At 70.8% G+C, this 22,609-nt stretch carries 20 protein-coding genes; 10 read left to right on the top strand and 10 right to left on the bottom strand.

The features are described from left to right. Window positions 1–22 precede the first annotated feature (22 nt). Entirely contained in the window at window positions 23–970 is a 948-nt protein-coding gene (locus tag R2B38_RS39385) for a GlxA family transcriptional regulator (protein WP_318020584.1), read from the bottom strand. Between the two features lie 71 nt (window positions 971–1,041). On the opposite strand from R2B38_RS39385, the gene R2B38_RS39380 reads away from it, so the two are divergent. Beyond that, a complete protein-coding gene (locus R2B38_RS39380) occupies window positions 1,042–1,992 on the top strand; it encodes an NADP-dependent oxidoreductase (RefSeq protein WP_318020583.1) in 951 nt (316 codons plus the stop codon). A gap of 104 nt (window positions 1,993–2,096) precedes the next feature. Here R2B38_RS39380 and R2B38_RS39375 read toward each other — a convergent pair whose 3' ends face one another. Together R2B38_RS39375 and R2B38_RS39370 are read right to left on the bottom strand one after the other, a co-directional pair. Next, entirely contained in the window at window positions 2,097–3,203 is a 1,107-nt protein-coding gene (locus R2B38_RS39375; protein WP_318020582.1) for an NAD(P)-dependent alcohol dehydrogenase, read from the bottom strand. A gap of 25 nt (window positions 3,204–3,228) precedes the next feature. Continuing rightward, window positions 3,229–4,683, bottom strand: a complete 1,455-nt coding sequence (locus R2B38_RS39370; protein WP_318020581.1) for an aldehyde dehydrogenase family protein — start codon at window positions 4,681–4,683, stop codon at window positions 3,229–3,231. Between the two features lie 130 nt (window positions 4,684–4,813). On the opposite strand from R2B38_RS39370, the gene R2B38_RS39365 reads away from it, so the two are divergent. Together R2B38_RS39365 and R2B38_RS39360 are read left to right on the top strand one after the other, a co-directional pair. Continuing rightward, window positions 4,814–5,263, top strand: a complete 450-nt coding sequence (locus R2B38_RS39365; protein ID WP_318020580.1) for a MarR family winged helix-turn-helix transcriptional regulator — start codon at window positions 4,814–4,816, stop codon at window positions 5,261–5,263. Window positions 5,264–5,441: 178 nt separating this feature from the next. Further along, window positions 5,442–5,822 (top strand): anti-sigma factor antagonist, encoded by a 381-nt coding sequence (locus tag R2B38_RS39360; protein WP_033279208.1) that lies wholly within the window; start codon window positions 5,442–5,444, stop codon window positions 5,820–5,822. A 45-nt stretch (window positions 5,823–5,867) separates the two neighbouring features. On the opposite strand, the gene tuf is transcribed toward R2B38_RS39360, so the two are convergent. After that, complete coding sequence (gene tuf / locus R2B38_RS39355) at window positions 5,868–7,061, bottom strand: elongation factor Tu (protein WP_033278913.1); 1,194 nt, start codon at window positions 7,059–7,061, stop codon at window positions 5,868–5,870. Between the two features lie 55 nt (window positions 7,062–7,116). Further along, window positions 7,117–8,070 (bottom strand): ribose-phosphate pyrophosphokinase, encoded by a 954-nt coding sequence (locus R2B38_RS39350; RefSeq protein WP_318020579.1) that lies wholly within the window; start codon window positions 8,068–8,070, stop codon window positions 7,117–7,119. Window positions 8,071–8,267: 197 nt separating this feature from the next. On the opposite strand from R2B38_RS39350, the gene otr(A) reads away from it, so the two are divergent. From otr(A) to R2B38_RS39330, 4 genes are all read left to right on the top strand, one after another. Then, entirely contained in the window at window positions 8,268–10,127 is a 1,860-nt protein-coding gene (gene otr(A), locus R2B38_RS39345) for a tetracycline resistance ribosomal protection protein Otr(A) (protein ID WP_318020578.1), read from the top strand. Between the two features lie 245 nt (window positions 10,128–10,372). Further along, window positions 10,373–11,035 carry a DUF4230 domain-containing protein gene (locus R2B38_RS39340; protein ID WP_033278916.1) on the top strand — a complete coding sequence of 221 codons (663 nt, stop codon included), beginning with the start codon at window positions 10,373–10,375 and terminating at the stop codon, window positions 11,033–11,035. 39 nt (window positions 11,036–11,074) lie between these two features. Further along, a complete protein-coding gene (locus R2B38_RS39335) occupies window positions 11,075–11,671 on the top strand; it encodes a VanZ family protein (protein ID WP_318020577.1) in 597 nt (198 codons plus the stop codon). 153 nt (window positions 11,672–11,824) lie between these two features. After that, window positions 11,825–13,066 (top strand): ricin-type beta-trefoil lectin domain protein, encoded by a 1,242-nt coding sequence (locus tag R2B38_RS39330; protein WP_318020576.1) that lies wholly within the window; start codon window positions 11,825–11,827, stop codon window positions 13,064–13,066. An 11-nt stretch (window positions 13,067–13,077) separates the two neighbouring features. Here the strand turns inward: R2B38_RS39330 and R2B38_RS39325 are convergent, their stop codons facing one another. Continuing rightward, window positions 13,078–13,314 carry a hypothetical protein gene (locus tag R2B38_RS39325; RefSeq protein ID WP_026150538.1) on the bottom strand — a complete coding sequence of 79 codons (237 nt, stop codon included), beginning with the start codon at window positions 13,312–13,314 and terminating at the stop codon, window positions 13,078–13,080. Between the two features lie 80 nt (window positions 13,315–13,394). Between R2B38_RS39325 and R2B38_RS39320 the strand changes: the two genes are divergently transcribed. After that, a complete protein-coding gene (locus R2B38_RS39320; protein ID WP_318020575.1) occupies window positions 13,395–14,417 on the top strand; it encodes a PHP domain-containing protein in 1,023 nt (340 codons plus the stop codon). 297 nt (window positions 14,418–14,714) lie between these two features. Beyond that, window positions 14,715–15,686, top strand: a complete 972-nt coding sequence (locus R2B38_RS39315; protein WP_318020574.1) for an SDR family NAD(P)-dependent oxidoreductase — start codon at window positions 14,715–14,717, stop codon at window positions 15,684–15,686. A 14-nt stretch (window positions 15,687–15,700) separates the two neighbouring features. On the opposite strand, the gene R2B38_RS39310 is transcribed toward R2B38_RS39315, so the two are convergent. The 4 genes from R2B38_RS39310 to R2B38_RS39295 all read right to left on the bottom strand — a co-directional run bounded on the left by R2B38_RS39310 (window position 15,701) and on the right by R2B38_RS39295 (window position 21,904). Next, window positions 15,701–16,351 (bottom strand): M15 family metallopeptidase, encoded by a 651-nt coding sequence (locus R2B38_RS39310; RefSeq protein WP_318020573.1) that lies wholly within the window; start codon window positions 16,349–16,351, stop codon window positions 15,701–15,703. 30 nt (window positions 16,352–16,381) lie between these two features. Continuing rightward, window positions 16,382–17,671: an ROK family transcriptional regulator gene (locus tag R2B38_RS39305; protein ID WP_318020572.1), complete on the bottom strand. Its 1,290-nt coding sequence runs from the start codon at window positions 17,669–17,671 to the stop codon at window positions 16,382–16,384. A gap of 66 nt (window positions 17,672–17,737) precedes the next feature. Beyond that, window positions 17,738–18,703 carry an aminoglycoside phosphotransferase family protein gene (locus R2B38_RS39300; RefSeq protein WP_318020571.1) on the bottom strand — a complete coding sequence of 322 codons (966 nt, stop codon included), beginning with the start codon at window positions 18,701–18,703 and terminating at the stop codon, window positions 17,738–17,740. Between the two features lie 24 nt (window positions 18,704–18,727). Then, window positions 18,728–21,904 (bottom strand): cytochrome P450, encoded by a 3,177-nt coding sequence (locus R2B38_RS39295; RefSeq protein WP_318020570.1) that lies wholly within the window; start codon window positions 21,902–21,904, stop codon window positions 18,728–18,730. A 194-nt stretch (window positions 21,905–22,098) separates the two neighbouring features. On the opposite strand from R2B38_RS39295, the gene R2B38_RS39290 reads away from it, so the two are divergent. Then, the gene (locus tag R2B38_RS39290; RefSeq protein ID WP_318020569.1) at window positions 22,099–22,530 is read left to right on the top strand and encodes a DUF6234 family protein; all 432 of its coding nucleotides are present in this window, start codon (window positions 22,099–22,101) and stop codon (window positions 22,528–22,530) included. Window positions 22,531–22,609: the final 79 nt, after the last annotated feature.

Below are 22,609 nucleotides of genomic sequence, written 5' to 3'. Positions count from 1 at the left end.
GGGCGGGCCGAAACGTTGGGGTTCAGCGCGTTGTCTGGAACGTACGCCGGTACGCCTGCGGGGAGACCCCGATCGCCGCGTGCAGGTGCTGCCGCAGGGACGCGCCCGTGGCGAAGCCGACGCGGCCGGCGATCTGGTCGACCGAGAGGTCGCTGGCCTCCAGGAGGTCGCGGGCGCGGGTGACCCGCTGTTGGATCAGCCAGCGGCCGGGGCTGAGGCCCACCTCGTCGTTGAAGCGGCGGGCGAAGGTGCGCAGGCTCATGCCGGCGTGCCGGGCGAGGTCGGTCAGGGCGAGGGGCTCGTCGAGGCGGGTGAGGGCCCAGTCGCGGGTGGCGGCCGTGCTGGTGACCCCGGCGTCCGGCACCGGCTGCTGGATGTACTGGGCCTGGCCGCCGTCGCGGAACGGCGGGACGACACAGCTGCGGGCGACCGCGTTGGCGAGTTCGCTGCCGTGGTCCGTGCGCACGATGTGCAGGCAGATGTCGACTCCGGAGGCCGCGCCGGCGGAGGTGAGGATGCGGCCGTCCTGGACGAAGAGCACGTCCGGGTCGAGGTCGACCTGCGGATACAGGGCCCGGAAGCGGTCGACGACCTGCCAGTGGGTGGTGGCGCGGCGGCCGTCGAGGAGACCGGCGGCGGCGAGCACGAAGGCGGCCGTGCAGATCGAGACGATCCGCGCGTCCGGGCGGATCCGGGCGAGGGCGGCGGCGATCTCGTCGGGCAGCCCGGTGGGGATGCGCGGGGTCGCCATGGAGGCGACCACGACCGTGTCCGCCGTTTCGAGGATCTCGGGGCCGTGCTCCACCGCGACCGAGAAGTCGGCGTTCGTGCGCACCGGGCGGCCGTCGACCGTGCAGGTCAGCACCTCGTAGTGGCCGTCGGCCGCGCCGAAGATACGGCTGGGGATGCCCAGCTCGAAGGGGTAGACGCCGTCGAGCGCCAGGACCACGACCCGTTCCACATGCTGCATGGCACGATTCTATCGAAGGTTGGCCATCGTGCCATTTCCTTGTCGTGCGGGACCCGGCAGGCTGACTGACCATGAGCACTGTGAACACCATGCGCGTCATCACGCAGAACACCCTCGGCGGTCCCGAGGTCCTGGAAGAAGTACAGGTCGAGCGGCCCGCGCCGCGTGCCAACGAGATCCTGATCAAGGTGCGGGCCGCCGGGGTCAACCCCACCGACTGGAAGCACCGGGCCACCGGCGGCTTCCTCGGCGAGCCGCCGTTCACCCTCGGCTGGGACGTCTCCGGCGTCGTCGAGGCGGTCGGCGTCGGCGTCGCCCGGTTCGCGCCCGGCGACGAGGTCTTCGGGATGCTGTCCTATCCGTGGGGCCACGGCTCGCACGCCGAGTACGTCGCCGCCCCGGCCCGCGCCTTCGTCCACAAGCCGGCCGGGATCGACCACGTCCAGGCGGGCGCGCTCCCCCTGGTCTCGCTGACCGCCTGGCAGGCACTCGTCGAGAACGCCGAACTCCAGCCCGGGCAGCGGGTGTTGATCCACGCGGCGGCCGGCGGGGTCGGGCACGTGGCGGTACAGATCGCCAAGGCGCGCGGCGCCTACGTCATCGGCACGGCGAGCGCGGCCAAGCACGACTTCCTGCGCGAACTCGGCGTCGACGAGGCGATCGACTACCGGGAGACCGACTTCGCCGAGGCCGTCAAGGACGTCGACGTCGTCCTGGACATGCTCGGCGGCGAGACCGCGCTCAAGTCGCTGCTGGTGCTGCGTCCGGGCGGGATCGTGGTCTCCATCGTGCCGATGGGCAAGCCGGACTTCTACGAGGAGGCCGAGCGGCTCGGTGTACGGGCGGTCCGGATGCTCGTCGACGCCGACCGCGCCGACATGGAGTCCATCGCGGACCTCGTCGAGACGGGCAAACTGCGCGCGACGGTCGCCAGGACGTTCCCGCTGGCCGATGCCGCCGAGGCACACGCGCTCGGCGCCACCGGCCGCACCGCGGGCAAGCTGGTGCTGACGGTCGACTGAGTCGAAGGGGCAACACGGGTTGGCGAGCCGGGAGTTGAGCACGGGCCGGTGGTCAGACGGTGAGTACCGGCCGGTGAGCCAGTAGGCCAGTTCCGGCCCGTGGGTCAGAAGGTGAGCACCGGCTTGATCGCCTTGCCCGCGCTCATGTCCCGCACCGCCTGGTCGATGTCCGCGAACGGATACGTCGTGATCAGGCGGTGCAGCGGCAGCCGCCCCTCCTTCACCAGGCGCACCAGCGCCGGGATGAAGCTCTGCGTCTCGCTGTCGCCGAGGGTGAGGCCCACGATCCGCTTCCCGGGGATCAACCCGTTGACGTCCAGGGCGACTTCACTGCCGAACGGCGGCGCCCCTACGACGACCAGGGTGCCCCGGGCGGCGAGCGCGTCGGCGCCCTGGCGGAGGACGCCGACGTTGCCGGTCGTCTCGACGATGCCGTCAGCTCCCTGCCCGTCGGTCAGTACCGCGAGGGTCTCACCGAGGTCGGCCTCGCCCGCGTTGACGGTGTGGGTGGCGCCCAACTCCTTTGCCAGTGACAGGCGTTCGCCGACGCGGTCGACGGCGATGATCCGGGTGGCCGGGGTGAGCGCGGCCGCCATCACAGCGGACAGGCCGACGGCTCCGGCGCCGAGTACCACGATCGTGTCGCCGAGCCGGGGCTTGAGGACGTTCCAGACGGCGCCGACCCCGGTCTGAACTCCGCAGCCCAGTGGGGCGATCGACGCCAGCGGCACGTCCGGGTCGACCCTCACCAGGCTGCGCTCGTCGACCAACGCCCGCTCGGCGAACGAGGATTGGCCGAAGAAGTGCCCGCCGAGGGGTTCGCCGTCACGGCTGATGGTGCTGCTGCCGTCGGCACGGCGACCGCCGATGAGGTTCAGCGGCAGCCAGGTCGCGCAGTAGGCGGGGTGCCCGCCCTGGCAGTTGCGGCAGTCGCCGCAGGACGTGAAGGACAGGACGACGTGGTCGCCGGGTGCGACCCCGGTGAAGGCGGAGCCGACCTCCTCGACGACACCGGCGCCCTCGTGACCGAGAACTCCGGGGAGCGGGAAGGGCAGTCCGCCGCTCGCCACTCCAAGGTCGGTGTGGCACAGGCCTGTTGCGACGACCCGGACAAGCGCCTCGTGCGGACCCGGCTCGGCCAACTCGACTGTGCCGAGGGTGAACGGTGCGCCGCCCGACTCGACGACGGCCGCGCGCGTGGTGGTGGACATCGTACGAACTCCTAGGTGGGAGAGGTCAGTCGAGGGAGACGACGACGGACTTGGTCCGGGTGTACGCGGCGAGGCCCTCGGGGCCGTACTCGCGGCCGAAGCCGGAGTCCTTGACGCCGCCGAAGGGGACGTTCGGGTCGAGCATCGCCCAGTCGTTGATCCAGACGATGCCTGCCTGGAGGCGGTCGGCGATGCGGTGGGCGCGGGCGAGGTTGCCGGTCTGGATGCCCGAAGCCAGGCCGTAGGGCGTGGAGTTGGCGAGTGCGACGGCCTCGTCCTCGGTGTCGAAGGGCTGCACGGTGAGGACCGGGCCGAAGATCTCCTCCTGGACGACCCGGGAGTCGTTGGCGAGGTCGGCGATGACGGTGGGCTTGTAGTAGTAGCCCCCGTCCAGGTCGAGCCGTTCGCCGCCGCAGACGATGCGGGCGCCTTCCTTGCGGGCGAGGTCGACGTACTCCTCGACCTTCCTGAGGTGCCTCTCCCCCGCCATCGGTCCCACGACGGTCTCGGGCAGCCGGGGGTCGCCGAGCGGTACGCCGGGGACTGCGTCGGCGAGGATGTTGAGAAGGGTGCTGTAGACCGGGCGTGCGACCAGCAGGCGGGGGCCGCCCATGCAGAACTGGCCGGTGTTGAAGACGAATCCCTTGATGACCGCGCCGACGGCCTTCTCCAGGTCGGCGTCCTCGAAGACGAGGTGGGCCGCGTTGCCGCCGAGTTCCATGGTCACGGGCGTGAGGTTCTCGCCGGCGACGCTCGCGGCGTGCCGGCCGACGGCGGTGGAGCCGGTGAAGGCGATCTTGTCGACGCCGGTGTGCCGCAGCAGGGCCTCGCCGGCGACCGGGCCCGTACCCGTGACGACGTTGACGACACCGTCCGGGACGCCGGCCCGCTGGAGCAGTCCGGCCATGTAGAGGGCGCTGAGCGGGGTCTCGTCGGCGGGCTTGTGGACCACGGTGTTGCCGGCCGCGAGGGCGGGGGCGAGTTTCGAACCGGCCAGAATCAGCGGGAAGTTGAAGGGGGTGATCGCGGCGACCACGCCGAGCGGCTCGCGCTTGGTGTAGGCGAGCGCGTTGAGGGGGGTGTCACGGGTGGCGCCGTCCAGGGAGTACGCGAGGGCGGCGTAGTGCTCGTAGTCGTTGGCCGCGTTGGTGACGTCGACGGCGTGGCACAGGGTGATGGGTTTGCCTACGTCCAGGCTCTCCAACCGGGCCAGTTCGTCGGCGTTCTCGCGGATCAGCTCGGCGACGCGGTGCAGGATCCGGCCGCGTTCGCGACCGCTGAGCCCGGACCAGTGGCCGTTGTCGAAGGCCTCGCGGGCGGCGCGGACGGCGGCGTCCACGTCGGCGGGGCCCGCCTCCGCGACCGTGGTGACGACCCGGCCCCGGGACGGGTCGACCACCTCGGTGCGCGCTCCGTCGGCGGCCTCGCGCCACTGCCCGCCGACGAACAGGCGGCCGGGTTCGATCTCGAAGGCGGTCATCGCCACTCCTCAGCATCGTTGCCAGGACTATCGTTGCCAAGATTTCAACCAACAGGATTCCTGTTGGTTCCTCGTCTGGTTCGCAGTCTCATTACAGACAAGTTTCCTGTCAATGCTCTAGGGTGAATCCATGGCTGAATCCCTGGTTGGCGCCCACGCGACAAAGGCACCCCCGTCCCTGCTGTACATGGTCAAGCAGGTGGAGCTGGTCGTGCGCTCACGCCTGGACGAGCTGGTCAGGCCGTACGGGATCACCGCACTCCAGTACACCGCGCTCACGGTCCTGGAGCGACACGACGGCCTGTCCGCGGCGCAGCTCGCCCGGGACTCCTTCGTCACCGCGCAGTCGATCGCCGACCTCGTGCGCTCCCTGGAGGGGCGCGGGCTGATCCGCCGGGAGCGCAATCCACGGAACCGCCGCGAGCTGCTGATCCTGCTGACCGGGGAGGGGCGCGCGCTGCTGACGGGGTGCGCCGGGCCGGTGCGGGAGCTGGAGGAGCGGATGGTCGCGCAGCTCACGGCACATCAGAGCGAGCAGTTCCGGCAGGCACTGTCCAAGGCCTGGCACGCACTGTCGTAGGCCCGGGCGTACGCCGGTCCGTGGCTGCCGCGCACATCACAGAAAGCTCTGGCTAGATTCGAAGACATATGTCAATCGAACATGCTCAAATTCACTCCATCGAGGGTAACTTGCAGGGCGGGGAGCGCTTCTACGCTCAACCCCGCTTCACCGAGGGCCGGTTGGAGGCGATGTGGACGTGCAGCAGGAACCCGCGCCGCTGACCCGGTATCTGCGTGTCCACCGGGACCGCGGGTTCACGGTCCTGGAGTTCCGCGGGGAGATCGACATCGCCTCGGCGACGGAGATCCTGCCGTATCTGGACCGGGTGACGGCGCGGCCCCGCGCGCGGATCGTGATCGACCTGAGGCAGGTCGAGTTCTTCGACTGCTCGGGGCTGCGCCTGCTGTTCCGGGCGCGGCAAAGGGTGTTGGAGCGTGACGGCAGGCTGCACCTCGTCTGCACCCACCCGCTGACCCTGCGCATCCTGCGGGTCACCGGGCTGGGCCGGCTGCTGCCGCCGCAGCCGACGCTGGACGCGGCCCTGGGGCAGCCCGAGGCCACGTCCGGCACGTTGTGAGCCGCGATCTGCCGTGCTCCTCCGCGAACTCCCTTGCGGGCAGGGCTACTTGAGGATCTTGGTGACCTGACCGGCCCCCACGGTCCGCCCGCCCTCACGGATCGCGAACTTCAACCCCTCCTCCATCGCGATGGGCTGGATCAGCTCGACGTGCATGGTCGTGTTGTCCCCCGGCATGACCATCTCGGTGCCCTTCGGCAGGGTCACCACTCCGGTCACGTCCGTCGTGCGGAAGTAGAACTGCGGGCGGTAGTTGTGGAAGAAGGGCGTGTGCCGGCCGCCCTCGTCCTTGGACAGGATGTAGGCGCGGGCCTCGAACTCCACGTGCGGGGTGACCGATCCGGGCTTGATGACGACCTGGCCGCGCTCCACGTCCTCGCGCTTCACGCCCCGCAGCAGCAGGCCGACGTTCTCGCCGGCCCGGCCCTCGTCGAGCAGCTTGCGGAACATCTCGATGCCGGTGACGGTCGTCCGGGTCTTCTGCGGGTGGATGCCGATGATCTCAACTTCGTTGTTGACCTTGAGGATCCCGCGCTCGATCCGGCCGGTGACGACCGTGCCGCGCCCGGTGATGGTGAAGACGTCCTCGATCGGCAGCAGGAACGGCCGGTCCACGTCCCGCACCGGCTGGGGCACGAACTCGTCGACGGCGGCGAGGAGTTCGAGCACCGAGGCGGTCCACTCGGGGTCCCCTTCGAGGGCCCGGAGCGCGGACACCTTGACCACCGGGAGGTCGTCGCCGGGGAACTCGTACTCGGTGAGCAGCTCCCGCACCTCCAGCTCGACCAGTTCCAGGATCTCCTCATCGTCGACCATGTCCGTCTTGTTCAGGGCGACGACGATGTACGGCACCCCGACCTGCCGGGCCAGCAGGACGTGTTCCTTGGTCTGCGGCATGGGTCCGTCGGTGGCCGCGACGACGAGGATGGCGCCGTCCATCTGGGCGGCGCCGGTGATCATGTTCTTGATGTAGTCGGCGTGCCCCGGGCAGTCGACGTGCGCGTAGTGCCGATGCTCGGTCTGGTACTCGACATGGGCGATCGAGATGGTGATGCCGCGCTGCCGTTCCTCGGGCGCCTTGTCGATCTGGTCGAACGGCGTGAAGGGGTTGAGGTCGGGGAACCGGTCGTGCAGCACCTTCGTGATGGCCGCTGTGAGGGTGGTCTTGCCGTGGTCGATGTGACCGATGGTGCCGACGTTCACATGGGGTTTCGTCCGCTCGAACTTCGCCTTCGCCACGGCGAGTCCTCCTGATCACCTCGGTGCTGCCGAGCGTTGCTCCGTCCCCTCATGTCTATTCGTTCGGCGGCGCGTCGAACAGGGCGCTGACGGACTCGCCGTTGTGAATGCGGCGTACGGCCTCGGCGAGCGCCGGGGCGATGGACAGGATGCGCAGCTTCTCGGTGCGCTCCTCCTCGGGCACCGGCACCGTGTTGGTGCACACGATCTCCAGCACGTCGGGCTGCTCCCCGATCCGCTTGAGCGCGCCCGCCGCGAACAGGCCGTGGGTACAGGCGACCCGGATCGAGCGCGGCCCCAACTCCCTCAGCCGGTCCAGGAGTTCGAGGACGGTGCTGCCCTTGGCGATCTCGTCGTCCAGGACGATGACGTCCCGGCCGGCGATGTCACCGATGACGGAGCTGATCACGACCCGGTCGTCCGCGTACCGCTGCTTGGCGCCGGCCGCCACCTGGGCGCCGATCAGCCGGGCGAACGCGGCGGCCTCCTTGGCGTTGCCGAGGTCCGGGGAGACGACGGTGGTGCGGGAGAGGTCGTACTGCCGGAAGTGCGCGGCCAGTTCACGCAGCGCGTGCAGATGGTCGACCGGCACCGAGAAGAAGCCGTGCACCTGCGGCGAGTGCAGGGTCATGGCCAGGACCCGGCTCGCGCCCGCGGCGACCATCAGGTCGGCGACCAGCCGGCCGCCGAGCGAGATGCGCGGGGCGTCCTTCTTGTCGGAGCGGGCGTACGAGTAGTGCGGCATCACGACGGTGATGCGCCCGGCGGAAGCGCCGCGTGCCGCGTCGCACATCAACAGCAGTTCTACGAGGTTCTCCTGGACCGGCTTGACCAGGGGCTGGATCAGAAAGACGTCCCGTTCCCGGCAGTTGGCCTGGAGCTGTACCTCCAGGCAGTCGTTGGCGAACCGGCTGACCCGGGTGGGGCTGAGCGGAACATCGAGATGCGCGCAGACCTCCCTGGCCAACTCGGGATGGGCACTCCCGCTGAACACGGCGATGTCTCGCACGATCTGCTCCTCGCATGATCATTCCCGGCCGTGCCTCATGCTACTGACCCGCGAAAACGGCTTGCGTACCGCCCACTCCCGTGAGCCATGATGGCCGCGCCCGCACTCCCCCGCATGTCAGGAGCCCCAGATGCGCCGACTCCTCGGAATCCACCAGCTTCCCCACTGGACGACGGTTCTCGAGGACTCGATCACGCATGCACACCCTGAACATCGGAATTCTGGCCCACGTCGACGCCGGTAAGACCAGCCTCACCGAGCGGCTGCTGTTCGACCACGGCGCGATCGACCGGCTCGGCAGCGTCGACGCGGGTGACACCCGTACGGACGACGGCGCGATCGAGCGGCAGCGCGGGATCACCATCCGCTCGGCCGTCGCGGCGTTCACGGCCGGCGACACCCAGGTCAACCTGATCGACACCCCGGGCCACTCGGACTTCATCGCGGAGGTCGAGCGCGCCCTGGAGGTGCTCGACGGCGCGGTCCTGCTCCTCTCCGCCGTGGAGGGCGTCCAGGCCCAGACCCGCGTCCTGATGCGGACCCTGCGCCGGCTACGGCTGCCCACGCTCGTCTTCGTCAACAAGATCGACCGCGCGGGCGCCCGCGCCGAGGACCTGGTCGCGGACATCCGCCGCCTCCTGACCCCGCACGTCGTCCCGCTGACGGACGTGACGGGCCTCAGCACACCCGCGGCACGGGTACACCCCCGCCCGCCCGGGGACCCGGACCTGGCCGAGGCGCTCGCCGACGTCGACCCGTCCGTGCTCGCGGCCGTCGTCGACGGCCCCCGCCCCACCCCGGACGACCTGCGCAAGTCCTTGGCCACCCACACCGCCGACGGCTCGATCCACCCGCTCCTGTTCGGCTCGGCCCTCGGCGGCCAGGGAATCCCCGAACTCGTCGAATACCTCGTCCAGTTGATCCCGCCCTCGGCCACCGGCTCAGGCACCCCGAGGGGCACAGTGTTCGCCGTGCGCCCTGGCCCCGGCCGCGAACGGACCGCGTATCTGCGGCTCTACGACGGTGAGGTTGCCCCGCAGCAGCGGCTCACGTTCCGGCGCCATGGAGCCGACGGCCGGACTCTCGAGGTCTCCGGACGCGTCACGCGGCTTGAGGTAGTCGGCCGGTCCGGTCCACTCACCGCCGGGAACATCGGGGCGCTGACCGGCCCGAAGGACATCCGGGTCGGCGACCGGCTCGGCCAACTCACCGAGCGGGCACCGCAGTTCGCGCCGCCGACGCTGGAGACGGTCGTACGGGCGCGACAGCCTGAGCAGGCGGCGGCGCTGCGCTCGGCGCTGCTCGCGCTGGCCGACCAGGACCCGTTGCTGCACGCGCGGCCGGCCGCGTCCGGGGCGACCGTGCTGCTCCTGTACGGGGAGGTACAGAAGGAGGTCCTCGCGGCAACTCTGCTTCAGGACTTCGGAGTCGAGGCCGACTTCGAGCCGAGCCGGGTGCGGTTCCTGGAGCGCCCGGCCGGGACCGGCGAGGCCTGCGACGCGTTCCCGTGGCACGACCACACCCACTACTGGGCGACGATCGGGCTGCGCGTCGAACCGGCGGAGCGCGGCTCGGGCGGGGTCTTCGGCTACGAGACCGAACTCGGCGCGCTGCCAAGGGCGTTCCACCAGGCCATCGAGGACACGGTCCACGCGACCCTGCTCAGCGGCCTGCACGGCGCACCCGTGACGGACTACCGGGTCACCCTGATCCGCTCCGGGTACGCGGCCCCGCTCAGCACGGCGGCGGACTTCCGCGGGCTCACCCCGATCGTGCTGCGCCGGGCGCTGGGGCTGGCGCGGACGCGGCTGTACGAGCCGTACGTCACCTTCGAGACGGAGGTCCCGCTGGACGCGCTCGCGCCGGTGACCGCTCATCTCGCCTCCTGCCGTGCCGAGTTCGCCGGGACGACGGGTGGCGTCGGCTCCTGGCTGATCACCGGGGAGCTGCCGGCGCGGCGCGCGCGGGGCGTGGAACTGGCCCTGCCCGGGCTCACGCACGGGGAGGGAATGTGGTGGTCACGGCCCTCGGGAGACCGTGAACTACGGCCGCGCTGAAGGGTGTTACCGGCCAGTGTCACAACACGGAACGGACCGTGCTCCGGAAAGGTCACGGGACGCATGAGGCGAAGCGGCCGGGAAATGCTGTCTGCGGCCGGCCGGGACTCCTGGCGGGCCGGAACCGTGACTTTTCACCCCTGTGCGCCCTCCGTGCCCCCGTCAGATGGACCAATCGACCAACAGGTCTGTCTGACAGGGCATTTGGGGGGCATGCGCATACCGAGGAAGGGAGGGCCGTCCCCATGACGACTTCCATCAGCCGTATACCCCGGCGGATGCCGGGCTGGGCGAAGGTGCTCACCGCCGTCGTCGTTGTGATCGCCGTGCTGTTCGCCGGGCTCCGGCTGGCCGTGCTCCCGGGCCTGCGGGACATCTTCGGCACCGAGACCCACGACAACTCGGGTCCGGCGCTGCTCAAGTCCATCCAGGACATGAGCCGTTACGACGCGGCCTCCGGCAACTTCCAGGTCGTCGTGGACCTGGAGAAGGACGCCAAGTTCCTGCCCGACGCGATCCGCGGCACCCGCACGCTGTACGTCGGCGCGGGCACCGTGGAGGGCTATGTCGACCTCGGCAAGCTCGGGAAGCAGGACGTGACGGTCAACGCCGACCGCACGACAGCCAGCATCAAGCTGCCGAAGGCTACGCTCGGCAAGCCGGCTCTCGACCCGGACCACTCCTACACGGTCTCCAAGCAGCGGGGCCTGCTGGACCGGCTGGGCGACATCTTCTCCGACAACCCCAACAGCGAGCAGGCCGTGCAGAAGCTCGCCTCCAAGCACATCGCCGAGGCGGCGAAGACCAGCGGGCTGACCACGCGTGCCGAGACGAACACCACCAGCATGCTCAAGGGTCTCCTCGGTTCGCTCGGCTTCAAGACCGTGAACATCTCGTACAGCGCCTGACCGGGCGCTGCTGAACATCGAAAGCTGGAGGCCCACCGCATGGCCCGTACCGTCCCGCGCCTGCGCACCACCAAGAAGACGGAGCCCGAGCCGAAGCCGGCCCGGCCCGACCGCGGACGCCATCGAATGTCCCTGCCCGTGCGGCTGTTGGCGATGCTGATCGGGTTCGTCCTCATGGTGGGGTTCGCCGTCGTACTGGCCAAGCTCACACTGGAGCCGTCCCCCGCGTCCAAGGCCCTGGTGCACACCAATCTGCACCCGGGCCGCTCCCTGAAGGCCTATCTCGACCAGCCGGCCATGAGGGACGCGATCAAGCAGATCGGCGGGAACGTCGTCCTCGGCATCCCCTTCGGCGTGCTGGTGCCCGTGTTCGCGCCGCGGGCACGCGGCATCCTGAAGGTGCTGCTGCTGACGGCGACCGTCATGCTCCTGGTGGAGTTCGCGCAGGGCGCGCTGATCACCGGGCGGGCCTTCGACATCGACGACGTCATCCTCAACACCTCGGGCGCGCTGATCGGTTGGGTCCTGCTGGGGCGCAGGCTGGGCCGGGCGGTGCACGCACGGAAGCCCGTCGAGAAGGCGGCAAGGACACCAAAGGCATCGAAGGCGTCCAAAGCGCCGAAGGCCACGTCATGACCTTTGACTACCGGTCCGTAACATTCAACTACTGGTCCGTACCAAGGTATTGACGCTCCCCTTATCTCATCCCTTAAATCAAGAGGCGACGCTTTCACCCCCCACCTCAGTCGGCGTGTCGGTCCCCACGTCCGCCGTACAGAAGGGAATGCCGTGGCCTCCCCACGCATGCTCCGCAGATGTCTTTTCGCCGCCCTGTCCGCCGCACTGGTCGCGTCCGCCGCGATCGGTCCGGCGCGGGCGGCTTCCACGTCGGCCGACCAGGCCGACGCCGTCACGTTCTCCGACACCTTCGACGGGGCCGCCGGCAGTGCGGTCAACTCCTCGAAGTGGACGCAGGAGACCGGCGACAACGTCAACAACCACGAGCGCGAGTACTACACGTCCGGCACCAACAACGCGGCGCTGGACGGCCAGGGCCATCTGGTGATCACGGCCAAGAAGGAGAACCCTGCCAACTACCAGTGCTGGTACGGGACTTGCCAGTACACCTCGGCGCGGATGAACACCTCCGGGAAGTTCAGCGCGCAGTACGGGCATGTCGAGGCGCGCATGAAGATCCCGCGCGGGCAGGGCATGTGGCCCGCGTTCTGGATGCTCGGCACCGACATCGGGTCGGTCGGCTGGCCCAACTCCGGTGAGATCGACGTCATGGAGAACGTCGGCTTCGAGCCCTCCACGATCCACGGCACCATCCACGGCCCCGGCTACTCCGGCGCCAACGGGATCGGCGCCGCCTACACGCTGGCGAACGGCGCGGCCTTCGCGGACGCCTTCCACACCTTCGCCGTCGACTGGGCGCCCAACTCGATCAAGTGGTCGGTCGACGGGGTCGTCTACGAGACCCGCACCCCCGCCGACGTGGGCGGCAACACCTGGGCGTTCAACAAGCCGTTCTTCCTGATCCTCAACCTGGCGGTCGGCGGCGACTGGCCGGGCGACCCGAACAGCGCCACGGCCTTCCCGGCCCAGCTGGTGGTGGACTCGGTCTCGGTGACCACGAGCGACACGGCCACCGGCGTGGCCATCAAGGGCCTGGCCGGCAAGTGCGTCGACGTCAACGGCGCGAACTCCGCCAACGGGACCGCCGTACAGCTCTACGACTGCAACGGCTCGGCCGCCCAGCAGTGGACAGTCGGCTCCGACGGCACGATCCGCGCGCTCGGCAAGTGCCTGGACGTGAACGCCGGCGGCACCGCGGACGGCACCAAGGTCCAGCTCTACGACTGCAACGGCTCGGCCGCGCAGCAGTGGGCCGTCAGCTCGGCGAACGACATCGTCAACCCGCAGGCCAACAAGTGCCTGGACGTCACCGGCAACACCTCGGCCAACGGCACCCCGCTCCAGATCTGGACCTGCTCGGGCGGCGCCAACCAGAAGTGGACCGTCGGCTGAATCCGTAGGGCCTAGTGCGGCAACCAGGTGAACTTGTCCCCACCGACCCAGCGGACCACGTCCGGGTCGTCCAGGTCGCGGACCGTGATGCCGCACACGGCCGCGACCTGCAGAACGTCCGTGATCCCGGTGGCCTCGGCGACCATCTCCCCGTCGATCTCCACGATGCGGAACGGCGGGGTACCGGGCTGCACCTTGAGCACCATGATCCGCGGGCTGGAGATGTGCGGGCTGGACATTTCGGTCATGCAATAGAGCCTAGAACGCATCACGCGGACGCGAGTGGTCCACGGTTCCCGGCCGGGGGCCGCTCGCGGGAGGAGGCTCGATGGATCCCGTGCAGGCACTGGACCGGATCGCCTTCCTGCTGGAACGCTCCCTGGCCCCGACCTACCGCGTACGCGCCTTCCGTACGGCGGCCAGGGTCCTCGCGGCACTCCCCGAGGGAGAGGTCGCCGAACGCGCGGCCGCCGGGACGCTGGAGTCCCTCAAGGGCATCGGCCCGAAGACCGCGCAGGTGGCCCGCGAGGCCCTCGACGGGCGGGTTCCCGCCTATCTGGCGCAGCTGGAGGCGGAGGCCCCCGCCCCGTCCGGCCCCGGCGGCGAGAAACTGCGCGCCCTGCTGCGCGGCGACTGCCACCTCCACTCCGACTGGTCGGACGGCGGCAGCCCGATCGAGGAGATGGGCCGTACGGCGGCCCTGCTCGGCCACGAGTGGGCGGTGCTGACCGACCACTCCCCCCGGCTGACCGTGGCCCGCGGGCTCTCCCCGGAGCGGCTGCGCGAGCAGCTGGACGTGGTGGCGGCGCTGAACGAGACCTGGGCGCCTTTCCGGCTCCTCACCGGCATCGAGTGCGACATCCTCGACGACGGCTCGCTGGACCAGGAGGAGGAGGTGCTGGAGCGGCTCGACGTCGTCGTGGTCTCCGTGCACTCGAAGCTGCGGATGGAGTCACGCGCCATGACCCGCCGCATGGCGGCCGCCGTACGGAATCCGCACGCGGACATCCTCGGGCACTGCACCGGGCGGCTGCTGATCGGGCGGAACGGGGGTGCCGCGCGGCCGGAGTCGGCGTTCGACGCCGACGAGGTGTTCGCCGCGTGTGCCGAGTCGGGTACGGCCGTGGAGATCAACAGCCGTCCGGAGCGCCTCGACCCGCCGAGGCGGCTGCTGCGGAAGGCCCTGGACGCCGGGGTGCTGTTCTCGGTCGACACCGACGCGCACGCGCCCGGGCAGCTCGACTGGCAGATCAACGGCTGCGCGCGGGCGGAGGAGTGCGGAGTGCCCGCCGAACGGGTGGTGACGACCTGGTCTGCGGAGGCGCTACTGGACTGGACCAATGGCGAGTGATGCACATCACCGCTCGCTGTGGCTTACGCAGGAACACCCGCCGGTAGTTCGCCGTTGAACAGACCGTGGGTGCGGATGGGACAGTGTCCCCGGGCCTCAACCTCCGCCCACAGGGAAGATCGTTCGGCTGAAGCCCTGTGGAGCCTTTCGCCGCGAGGCGACCGCCATCCGTGCCCACCACTTGGCCGCCCCGGCCGTGATTCCCCCGTCGCGGTCGGGGCTTCCCCATGTCCGGGTCCGCGCACCCGCTCCCGTTCACTTGACTTCGAGCGCACTTCAATTCGTAGCGTTCCTCTCATGACCACTGCACAGCACAAGATCGGTTCGGGATTCGACGCGAAGAGCACGGCCGACGACGTCCTGGAGGGCATCGACCTCACCGGCAAGCTCGCGATCGTCACCGGCGGCTACTCGGGCATCGGCCTGGAGACCACCCGTGCGCTCACCAAGGCGGGAGCCCGGGTCGTCGTCCCCGCCCGCCGTCCCGACACCGCGCGCGAGGCCGTGGCCGGGATCGACGGCGTCGAGCTGGACGAGCTGGACCTCGGCGACCTGGAGAGCGTGCGCGGCTTCGCCGACCGCTTCCTCGCCTCCGGGCGCACCGTGGACCTCGTGATCGACAGCGCCGGCATCATGGCCTGCCCGGAGACCCGGGTCGGGCCCGGCTGGGAGGCGCAGTTCGCCACCAACCACCTCGGACACTTCGCCCTCGTCAACCGGCTGTGGCCGGCGATCGCGGCGGGCGGCGCGCGGGTGGTCTCGGTGTCCTCGACCGGCCACCACGCCTCCGGGATCCGCTGGGACGACATCCACTGGAGTCAGGGCACCGACAAGTACGACAAGTGGGAGGCCTACGGGCAGGCGAAGACCGCGAACGTCCTGTTCGCCGTCCACCTCGACAGGCTGGGCGCCGAGCACGGTGTACGGGCCTTCGCGCTCCACCCGGGTGGCATCCTCACGCCGCTCCAGCGCCACCTGGCCACCGAGGAGATGGTGGAGCGCGGCTGGATCGACGAGGACGGCAACCTGCTGCACCCGGACCTCTTCAAGACCCCGCCCCAGGGCGCGGCCACCCAGGTCTGGGCCGCGACCTCGCCCCAGCTGGACGGCCTCGGCGGCGTCTACCTGGAGGACTGCGACATCGCCGAGCCGGCCCCCGCCGACGGCGAGCGCACCGGCGTCAAGGAGTGGGCGATCGACCCCGAGCAGGCCACCCGGCTGTGGAAGCTGTCCGCCGACCTAACCGGTGTGGACGCGTTTGCCGGATAGTCCCGGACACAGCCTCACGAGAGGTCGAGATCCTTCGGCCCGTACAGGGCGGCGGGCGCGCCGATCGTCAACGCCCAGTAGCGGTCCCCGTACGACCAGTGCCACCACTCCGTCGGGTAGTTGACCAGGCCGACCGCGTCGAGCGCCTTGCCCAGCACGGCGCGGTTGGCCCTGGCCTCGGCGGTGATGTTGTCGGCGCCGGTGTAGCAAGCCCCGTCGCTCTCCTCCGGGTTGGCGTTCATCGGGGTGCCCATGTCGAGTTCGCGGCCGTCGGCGTCGGCGAGGGTCAGGTCCACGGCCGCGCCGGCGGAGTGCGGGGCGATCTCGGGCGGGGACACGTACCGGCTGGCGGCGGACCGGATGCGGTCGGCGGACCAGTCCGGGTTGGCGGCGCGCAGCTCGTCGCCGTAGCCCTCGAAGTAGCGGCGCTGGAGCGCCGGCGGCCGGTATCCCTCGACGAACAGCAGGCGCAGGCCGTCGGGCAGCAGGGTTTCCGCTTCGACAAGTCGGTCCAACACGCCCTGGCGGAGGTGGAGTTCGGCGCCGCTGTCGTTCTTGCGGTCGTCGACCAGCAGGGCGCCGCTCACATCCACGAGAGGCTCCCCGCACTCCTCGACGGGGATGGCGGCGACCCGGGCGTCGGACATCAGGATGATCTCGCTCATGGAGTGATCATCCCCCACCTGGCCGTCCGCTCAGTGCGGGGCCCGTTCCTCAAGTGCCGTGCGCCAGGCGGGCGGCGGGCCCTCGGGTTCGGGTTCGGCCCGGCGGCCGCCGCGGGCGAAGAAGTCGGCGAGGGGAAGGATCGCGGCGCCGACAGTCACAGCGTCTGGGCCGAGGCGCCCCAGCTCGATGGTCACGCGTCCGGCGGGGTGGCGCAGCGCGTACGCGGTGGCGTGGTGGCGTACGGCGGGCAGGAAGCGGGAGCCGAGCTGGAGTCCGGCCCAGCCGCCGATGAGGATGCGCTCGGGCTGGAAGAGGTTGATCAGGTCGGACAGGCCGGCGCCGAGGTATTCGGCGGTCTCCTCCAGGACGGCGAGCGCGACGGGGTCGGCCTCGGTGCCCTCGGGCGGGTAGGCGGCGACCAGCAGGGCGGTCATCGCGGTCTCCTCGTCGGTGCCCTCGGGCGGGCGTCCGCCCTGCTCGCGCCAGCGGTCGAGGAGCGACTCGGCGCCCGCGTACGCCTCCAGACATCCGAGGGCGCCGCAGCGGCAGCGGCGGCCGCGGACCCGTACGGTCAGATGGCCCCACTCGACGGCCCGGCCGTGCTCCACCTCTGGGGTCACCAGGCAGGCGCCGACGCCGGAGCCGAAGAGGACGACGATCGCGTTGCGCGCGCCGCGCCCGCCGCCGAACCACATCTCCGCCTGGCCGAGGGTCTTGGCGCCGTTGTCGATGAAGTACGGGACGGCGTCGGGGAGTTGGGAGGTGGAGCGGAGCAGTTCCTCGAGGGGGACCGCGTCCCAGCCGATCGTCTGGCCGTGCACGACGGCGCCGTGGTCCGGGGTGTGCTCGACTATGCCGGGAACGCCGATGCCGACGCCGAGGAGCTGTTCCGGTGCGATGGCGGCGGCGGCGAGAACCTCGGCTATGCCCTCGCGGATGTGGCCGACGATGACCTCGACCTCGTAGCGCTGCTGCTCCAACGGGCGTTCGGCGCGGGCGAGTTCGGTGAGGGTGAGGTCGAAGAGCTCGACGCGGACGCGGGTCTCGCCGACGTCGACGCCGATCATGTGGCCACTGTGCGGGGCGACTTGGAGCAGGGTGCGCGGGCGGCCGCCGTCGGAGTCGACGCTGCCGGCCTCCTCGACCAGGCCGTCGGCGACGAGGTCCGCGACGACGTTGCTCACCGAACCGGAGCTGAGCCCGGTCGCCGGGCCCAGTTCGAAGCGGCTGAGGGGTCCGTCGAAGTACAGCCGTTGCAGTACGGCCGTGCGGTTGGCCCGCCTGAGGTCGCGTACCGTGCGCCCGTTCCGCCCCGCCATGTGGCTCCTTCCGAACCCCGCACCCTCTTAATTCACGCCCTGAACTAAGGGGCGACGGAATGCACACTACGTGGTGGAAGCCGTCTCGTCGATCTCTCCCAGGGCGGCGAGGAGCTCGGGGCCGACCTTCTCCCGCCGCCAGCGGTTCTCTTCCTCGCCGAACTCCCGGGGGACCGCCTCGGCGAGCATGATCAGGTAGAGATAGCTGCGGTAGAGGGCGTACCGGAGGCGGGCCGACCGGTCGAACTCGCCCCGTCCGCCCGCCTCCCGGTAGCCCGCGAGGAACGCCTCGTCCTTCCTGATGTCCCCGAGCAGCGCCAGGGAGACGAAGTCGGCGAGCGGGTCGCCCCAGAACATGCGCTCGCCGTCGATGAGGCCGCCGATCCGGGGTGTTCCGGTCGTGCGGTCGACCAGGATGTTCCCCTGCCACAGGTCGAAGTGGACGGCGCAGGGGACGGTGATCTCGTCCAGGGCGTCGTAGGCGGACCGGGCCGTGCGGGCGATGTCGTCGGCGGGGAGCGGCAGCCAGGCCCCGTAGCGGCGGGTGTCGTCGAGGACGGCGTCGTAGAGCGTGGTGAACGCGGTCCGCCAGTCGGGGGCGAGGGGGCCGAGGGCGCCGGAGGGGTAGCCGAAGCCTGGACCGGTGATCTCGTGCAGGCGGGCCAGCTGACGGCCCAACTCCGTGCGCAGGTCGACGATTTCGGGGTCGGTGAGGGTGTCGTCCCAGGGTTCGCCGGGGCAGAGCGTCATCAGGAGGGTGTCGCCGTCGAGGACCACGACGCGCGGTGCCGCCACCCCGGCCTTGGCGGCGGCGGCGTAGAAGTCGGCCTCGGAGATGAGGAGTTGCCGCTCGTGGGACAGACCCGGGGCGGTGGGCGCGGTCTTGAGGACGTAGCGGCTGCCGTCGGTGAGGGTGAGTTCCTCGACGGTGTTGTAGGTGCCGCCGCCGAGGGGGCGGAGGTGGGCGAGGTCGCCGGGCGGGATCCCCGCCGCCCGGAGTACCTGTCGGGCTCGCTCCGAGGAGTCCGTCACCGTGCGCCCACCTCTCGCTCTCGGTCAGCCGGCGGCGTACACGTCCTCGACGTAACGACCGTCCGCCATCAGTGTGTTGAGCCACCGCTCGGCCGCAGTGTCGTCGGCGCCGGGCGTGCGGTCCCGGTACAGGGTACGGAACGCCTCCCGCACGCCCGGTGCCATGCGCGAGCCGTCGCCGCAGACGAACACCCGGGCGCCCGCGTCCAGCAGGGACCACACCTCGTCGGCCTCGACGGCGACGCGGTGCTGGACGAAGGTCACTCCGGCCTCCGGTGCCGCACTGAAGGCCGGGCGGAGCGAGACGGCCCCTGCGCTCTCGGCGGCGCGGAGTTCGTCGGCGTGGAGGTAGTCGGCGTCGGGGGCGTCGCAGCCGAAGTAACAGAGGGCCGGAGCGAGTTGGGCGCCGGTGGCGAGGGCGGCCGTACGGTCGGCGATGGTGCCGCGGAAGGGGGCGAGGCCGGTGCCCGCCGCGATCATCACGACCGGGGTGGAGTCGTCGATCCGGAAGGCCTCGCGGCACGGCTGGACGCGCGCGTACACCGTGTCGCCCGGTGCGACGGTGATGAGGTGACCGGAGCCCGTGCCCCGGTAGACGCCCTTCCCCGAGCGGGCCGGTGCCTCCAGCAGGGAGACCATGAGGTCCGCGTGGCCGGGGTCGACGGCGGGCGAGGACGAGATGGAGTAGTGCCGGGGGCGCAGCGGGGTGAGGAGTTCGAGAAGCGTGGGCCAGTCCAGGGCGCCGCGCAACGCCGGGTGGTCCTCGACGAGTTCGACGAACGTGCGCGGGTCGTCGGTGAGAGCGGCCAGGGCGCTGCGCTCGGGCGGGCAGGGGTTGGCGGCGGCCAGCGCGACCAGTTGGTCGGCGGTCGGGCGCTCCTGCAACTCGACGTAGTGAGTGAGGAGTTGACGTGCCGTCACGGGTCGGTCGACCGCGAGGCCGTCGCGGCGCGGGCGGGCCGCGCGGATGTCGAGCACGGTGTCGAGGTCGACGCCGAGGGCCGCGGCCGCGCGGTCGACGAGAGCCGGGGTGTTCACGGGCAGGACGGTGAGGTGGTCGGCGGTGCGGTAGGTGGTCCCGTCCGGCAGGGCGACGCGGACGAAGCGCTTGCGGCGCGGGTGGCCCGGGGCGGTGAGGTCGTGGGCCTCGGTGACGGTCATGGGGACGAGGCCGTGCCGTTCGGCGAGGGCGTCCAGGTGGCCGCCGGTGAGGGTGCGGACCTCGTAGTCGGCGATCTGCTCCACGGGTTCGGCGTCCGTGGCGTCCGGATCGCCGTACGTCTCCAGGAGTGCCGTGCGCAGCCGGGCCGTGAACTCCCGTACGGCGCCGGTGAGATCGCCTGAGGCGTCGGCGGCGGCTCGGTCGGTCAGGCGGGTGGCGCCGAGTTCGGCGAGGCGGGCGTCGATGCGGGTGGGCATGTGCTGGTAGGTGGCGGCCCAGTTGCGGTCGCCGACGCCGAGGACGGCGTAGGTCACGCCGGTGAGGTCGTGGGTCTCCTCCAGCCAGGCCGCGAAGGCGAGGGCGTCGTCGGTGGGGCGGCCGTTGTAGGAGGCGGAGGCGATGACGACGGGCCGGTCGGTGGGCAGTCCGTCGGCGTACGCGTCCAGCGGCGCGACCTCCACCGAGCATCCCAACAGGGCCGCCTCGTCGGCGAGTTGGGCGGCGAACTCACGGCAGGTGCCGTAGTTGCTGCCGTGCAGGAAGAGGGCCGCGCTGCCGGGGCGGACGCGGGCGGGCAGGGCGGACGTGTCGGCGGCAGGGGTCACAGGAGCCTCGACGGCACCCGGCAGCGGAGTGTGCACGCGGTCGGCGGGCGTGCGCGGGGTGAGGGTGAGCGTGAAGCCGTCGGGCTTGAGGGTGAGGGTCTCCTTCACCGTGAGTTCGTAGTCCGCGTGGTCGTGCAACCGGTAGCGGTGGACGAGCATCGCGAGCAGCATGGTCGCCTCGTGCAGCGCGAACTGCCGCCCGATACAGGCGCGTTCACCGGTGCCGAACGGCTTGAAGGCGTGCACGGAACGCTCCGCCTCCGCCTCGGGCGTGAAGCGCGAGGGGTCGAACAGCTCGGGGTTGTCGCCCCACCCGGGCTGCCGGTGCAGCATCGGCGCGATCACGGTGACGGCCTGCCCGGCACGGAGCGGAATGCGCCCGCCGAGCACCGTGTCCTCCAGCGCGTGCCGGCTGAACGCGGCGGCCGTGGGCCACAACCGCAGTGCCTCGTTGAGGACTTGGCGGGTGTAGGTGAGCCGCCCTACCTCGTCGTACGTCGGTTCCGGGTCCGCCGTGTCGCCCCACAGCGCGTCCACCTCGCGCTGCACGAGCTGGAGCACGGCCGGGTGCTTGGCCAGGTAGTACAGCGCGAACGACATCGCGCCGGACGTCGTCTCGTGGCCCGCGATCAGGAAAGTGATCACCTGGTTGCGGATGTTGGCGGTGTCCAACGTCGTGCCGTCGACCGGGTGTTCGGCGCTGAGCATGAGCCCGAGGAGGTCCTCCGCCTCGCCCTGATCGGTGCCGGTGCGGGCGGCGATGACCTCGTCGACGACCTGGGCGAGGTAGTCGGCGTCGGCGCGGAAGGCCGCGTCGGCCGCCGAGTGGTCCTCGCCCGGGACGCGCGCCAGCCGGGTCATGCTCCACTCCAGGCAGCGGACCATGGACTCGACGAAGGGGTGCGGCTCGTCGCGCTCGAACGACCCGAAGTCGTAGTCGAATCCGGCGAGTCCGATGGTGTCGAGGGTCATCCGGGTCATGTCGTCGGCCACGTTCACCGGCTGTCCGTCGCCCGCGCCCCGGTCCCAGGCCTCGACGAGCCGCCGGGCCACCTTCAGCATCACCGGGTGGTAGGTGCGCATCGAGCCGAGTGCGAACGCGGGCATCAGGATGTCGTGCGCCTTGGCCCAGTTGGGCTCGTCGTTGTACGCCGTGAAGAGGCCGTCGGCGGCGAAGGCGCGGACGTTCTCCAGGGCGGGCCCGATGTGCTTGGCGAACCGCCGCTCGTCGGCGAGTTCGGTCACCAGGTCCAGATCACTGACGAACAGCCCGTCCCGGCCGTGCAACCGCCGTACGAACACGGGTCCGTGACGGCGCATCAGCTCCATGATCTGCTGCATCGGGGTGCGGCCGGGGCCGGTCGCGGTGATGTCGACGACGGGCACTGCGGGGAGCGTGTCGACGGGCTGGGGGTGCGGCGCTGTGGGGGGCATGGCGCGACAACTGCCTTTCGCGGTACGGAAGTACTGCGTTCCAGCGTGCTCGCCCCGCCCCGGCGGACCGCGCCACGGGACTACATGATCCTGTAGCGGGAACCGCCGATGGCGGCTTGCGCCGAGGGACTCCGTCCGGCTAGTGAGTGCGCGTACTCATGCGCGCCTCGTGACCGGTCCGGCAGGATGTGGTCATGACGCAAGCATTTCCCGGACATCTGCCTCTGCGCCGCGGACGGCCATGGTCCAGCAGGACGTCCCGCGGCGCGGACATCGCCGTCGCCGTCTTCTTGTTCGTCGGCGAGGCCGCCGTCTTCATGGGGATGACGTTCACCTACGGCCTGGATGGGTTGGCCGCACAGCGGTACCCGGCCGCGCTCGACGCGGCGAAGCTCGCGGACATCGCCTGGATGGAAGGCTTCCTCTGCGTCACGCTCGCCTTCGCCGCCCTCGCGCTGCTGTCCCGCGCGCCCTGGACGATGGCGTCCCAGCTCGTTGTCGCCGGCATCGTCGCCGTGCTGCTCGTGAGCGCACAGCACGACTACCACCGCACGCATCCCGCCCCCGCGCCCACTCCGCGCGCCGGCTACTCGCCCTGTTACAGCGGCAGCGGGACCTGCGACTGAACCGCCCCGACCCGGCCGTTTCGCTCTGATCACCTCGCGTGGTTATGTGGGGCCGGTGGACTGGAACCGTCGGGAGGGC

Source organism: Streptomyces sp. N50, assembly GCF_033335955.1.
In the GTDB taxonomy this organism is placed as follows: Bacteria; Actinomycetota; Actinomycetes; order Streptomycetales; family Streptomycetaceae; genus Streptomyces.
This window is presented reverse-complemented; position numbering and strand designations above follow the sequence as displayed.

Excerpts from the sequence above, each read along its gene's own strand:
- R2B38_RS39385 (WP_318020584.1), bottom strand. The coding sequence starts at position 970 with ATGCAGCATGTGGAACGGGTCGTGGTCCTGGCGCTCGACGGCGTCTAC.
- R2B38_RS39380 (WP_318020583.1), top strand. The coding sequence starts at position 1,042 with ATGAGCACTGTGAACACCATGCGCGTCATCACGCAGAACACCCTCGGC.
- R2B38_RS39375 (WP_318020582.1), bottom strand. The coding sequence starts at position 3,203 with ATGTCCACCACCACGCGCGCGGCCGTCGTCGAGTCGGGCGGCGCACCG.
- R2B38_RS39370 (WP_318020581.1), bottom strand. The coding sequence starts at position 4,683 with ATGACCGCCTTCGAGATCGAACCCGGCCGCCTGTTCGTCGGCGGGCAG.
- R2B38_RS39365 (WP_318020580.1), top strand. The coding sequence starts at position 4,814 with ATGGCTGAATCCCTGGTTGGCGCCCACGCGACAAAGGCACCCCCGTCC.
- R2B38_RS39340 (WP_033278916.1), top strand. The coding sequence starts at position 10,373 with ATGACGACTTCCATCAGCCGTATACCCCGGCGGATGCCGGGCTGGGCG.
- R2B38_RS39335 (WP_318020577.1), top strand. The coding sequence starts at position 11,075 with ATGGCCCGTACCGTCCCGCGCCTGCGCACCACCAAGAAGACGGAGCCC.
- R2B38_RS39325 (WP_026150538.1), bottom strand. The coding sequence starts at position 13,314 with ATGACCGAAATGTCCAGCCCGCACATCTCCAGCCCGCGGATCATGGTG.
- R2B38_RS39320 (WP_318020575.1), top strand. The coding sequence starts at position 13,395 with ATGGATCCCGTGCAGGCACTGGACCGGATCGCCTTCCTGCTGGAACGC.
- R2B38_RS39315 (WP_318020574.1), top strand. The coding sequence starts at position 14,715 with ATGACCACTGCACAGCACAAGATCGGTTCGGGATTCGACGCGAAGAGC.
- R2B38_RS39310 (WP_318020573.1), bottom strand. The coding sequence starts at position 16,351 with ATGAGCGAGATCATCCTGATGTCCGACGCCCGGGTCGCCGCCATCCCC.
- R2B38_RS39305 (WP_318020572.1), bottom strand. The coding sequence starts at position 17,671 with ATGGCGGGGCGGAACGGGCGCACGGTACGCGACCTCAGGCGGGCCAAC.
- R2B38_RS39295 (WP_318020570.1), bottom strand. The coding sequence starts at position 21,904 with ATGCCCCCCACAGCGCCGCACCCCCAGCCCGTCGACACGCTCCCCGCA.
- R2B38_RS39290 (WP_318020569.1), top strand. The coding sequence starts at position 22,099 with ATGACGCAAGCATTTCCCGGACATCTGCCTCTGCGCCGCGGACGGCCA.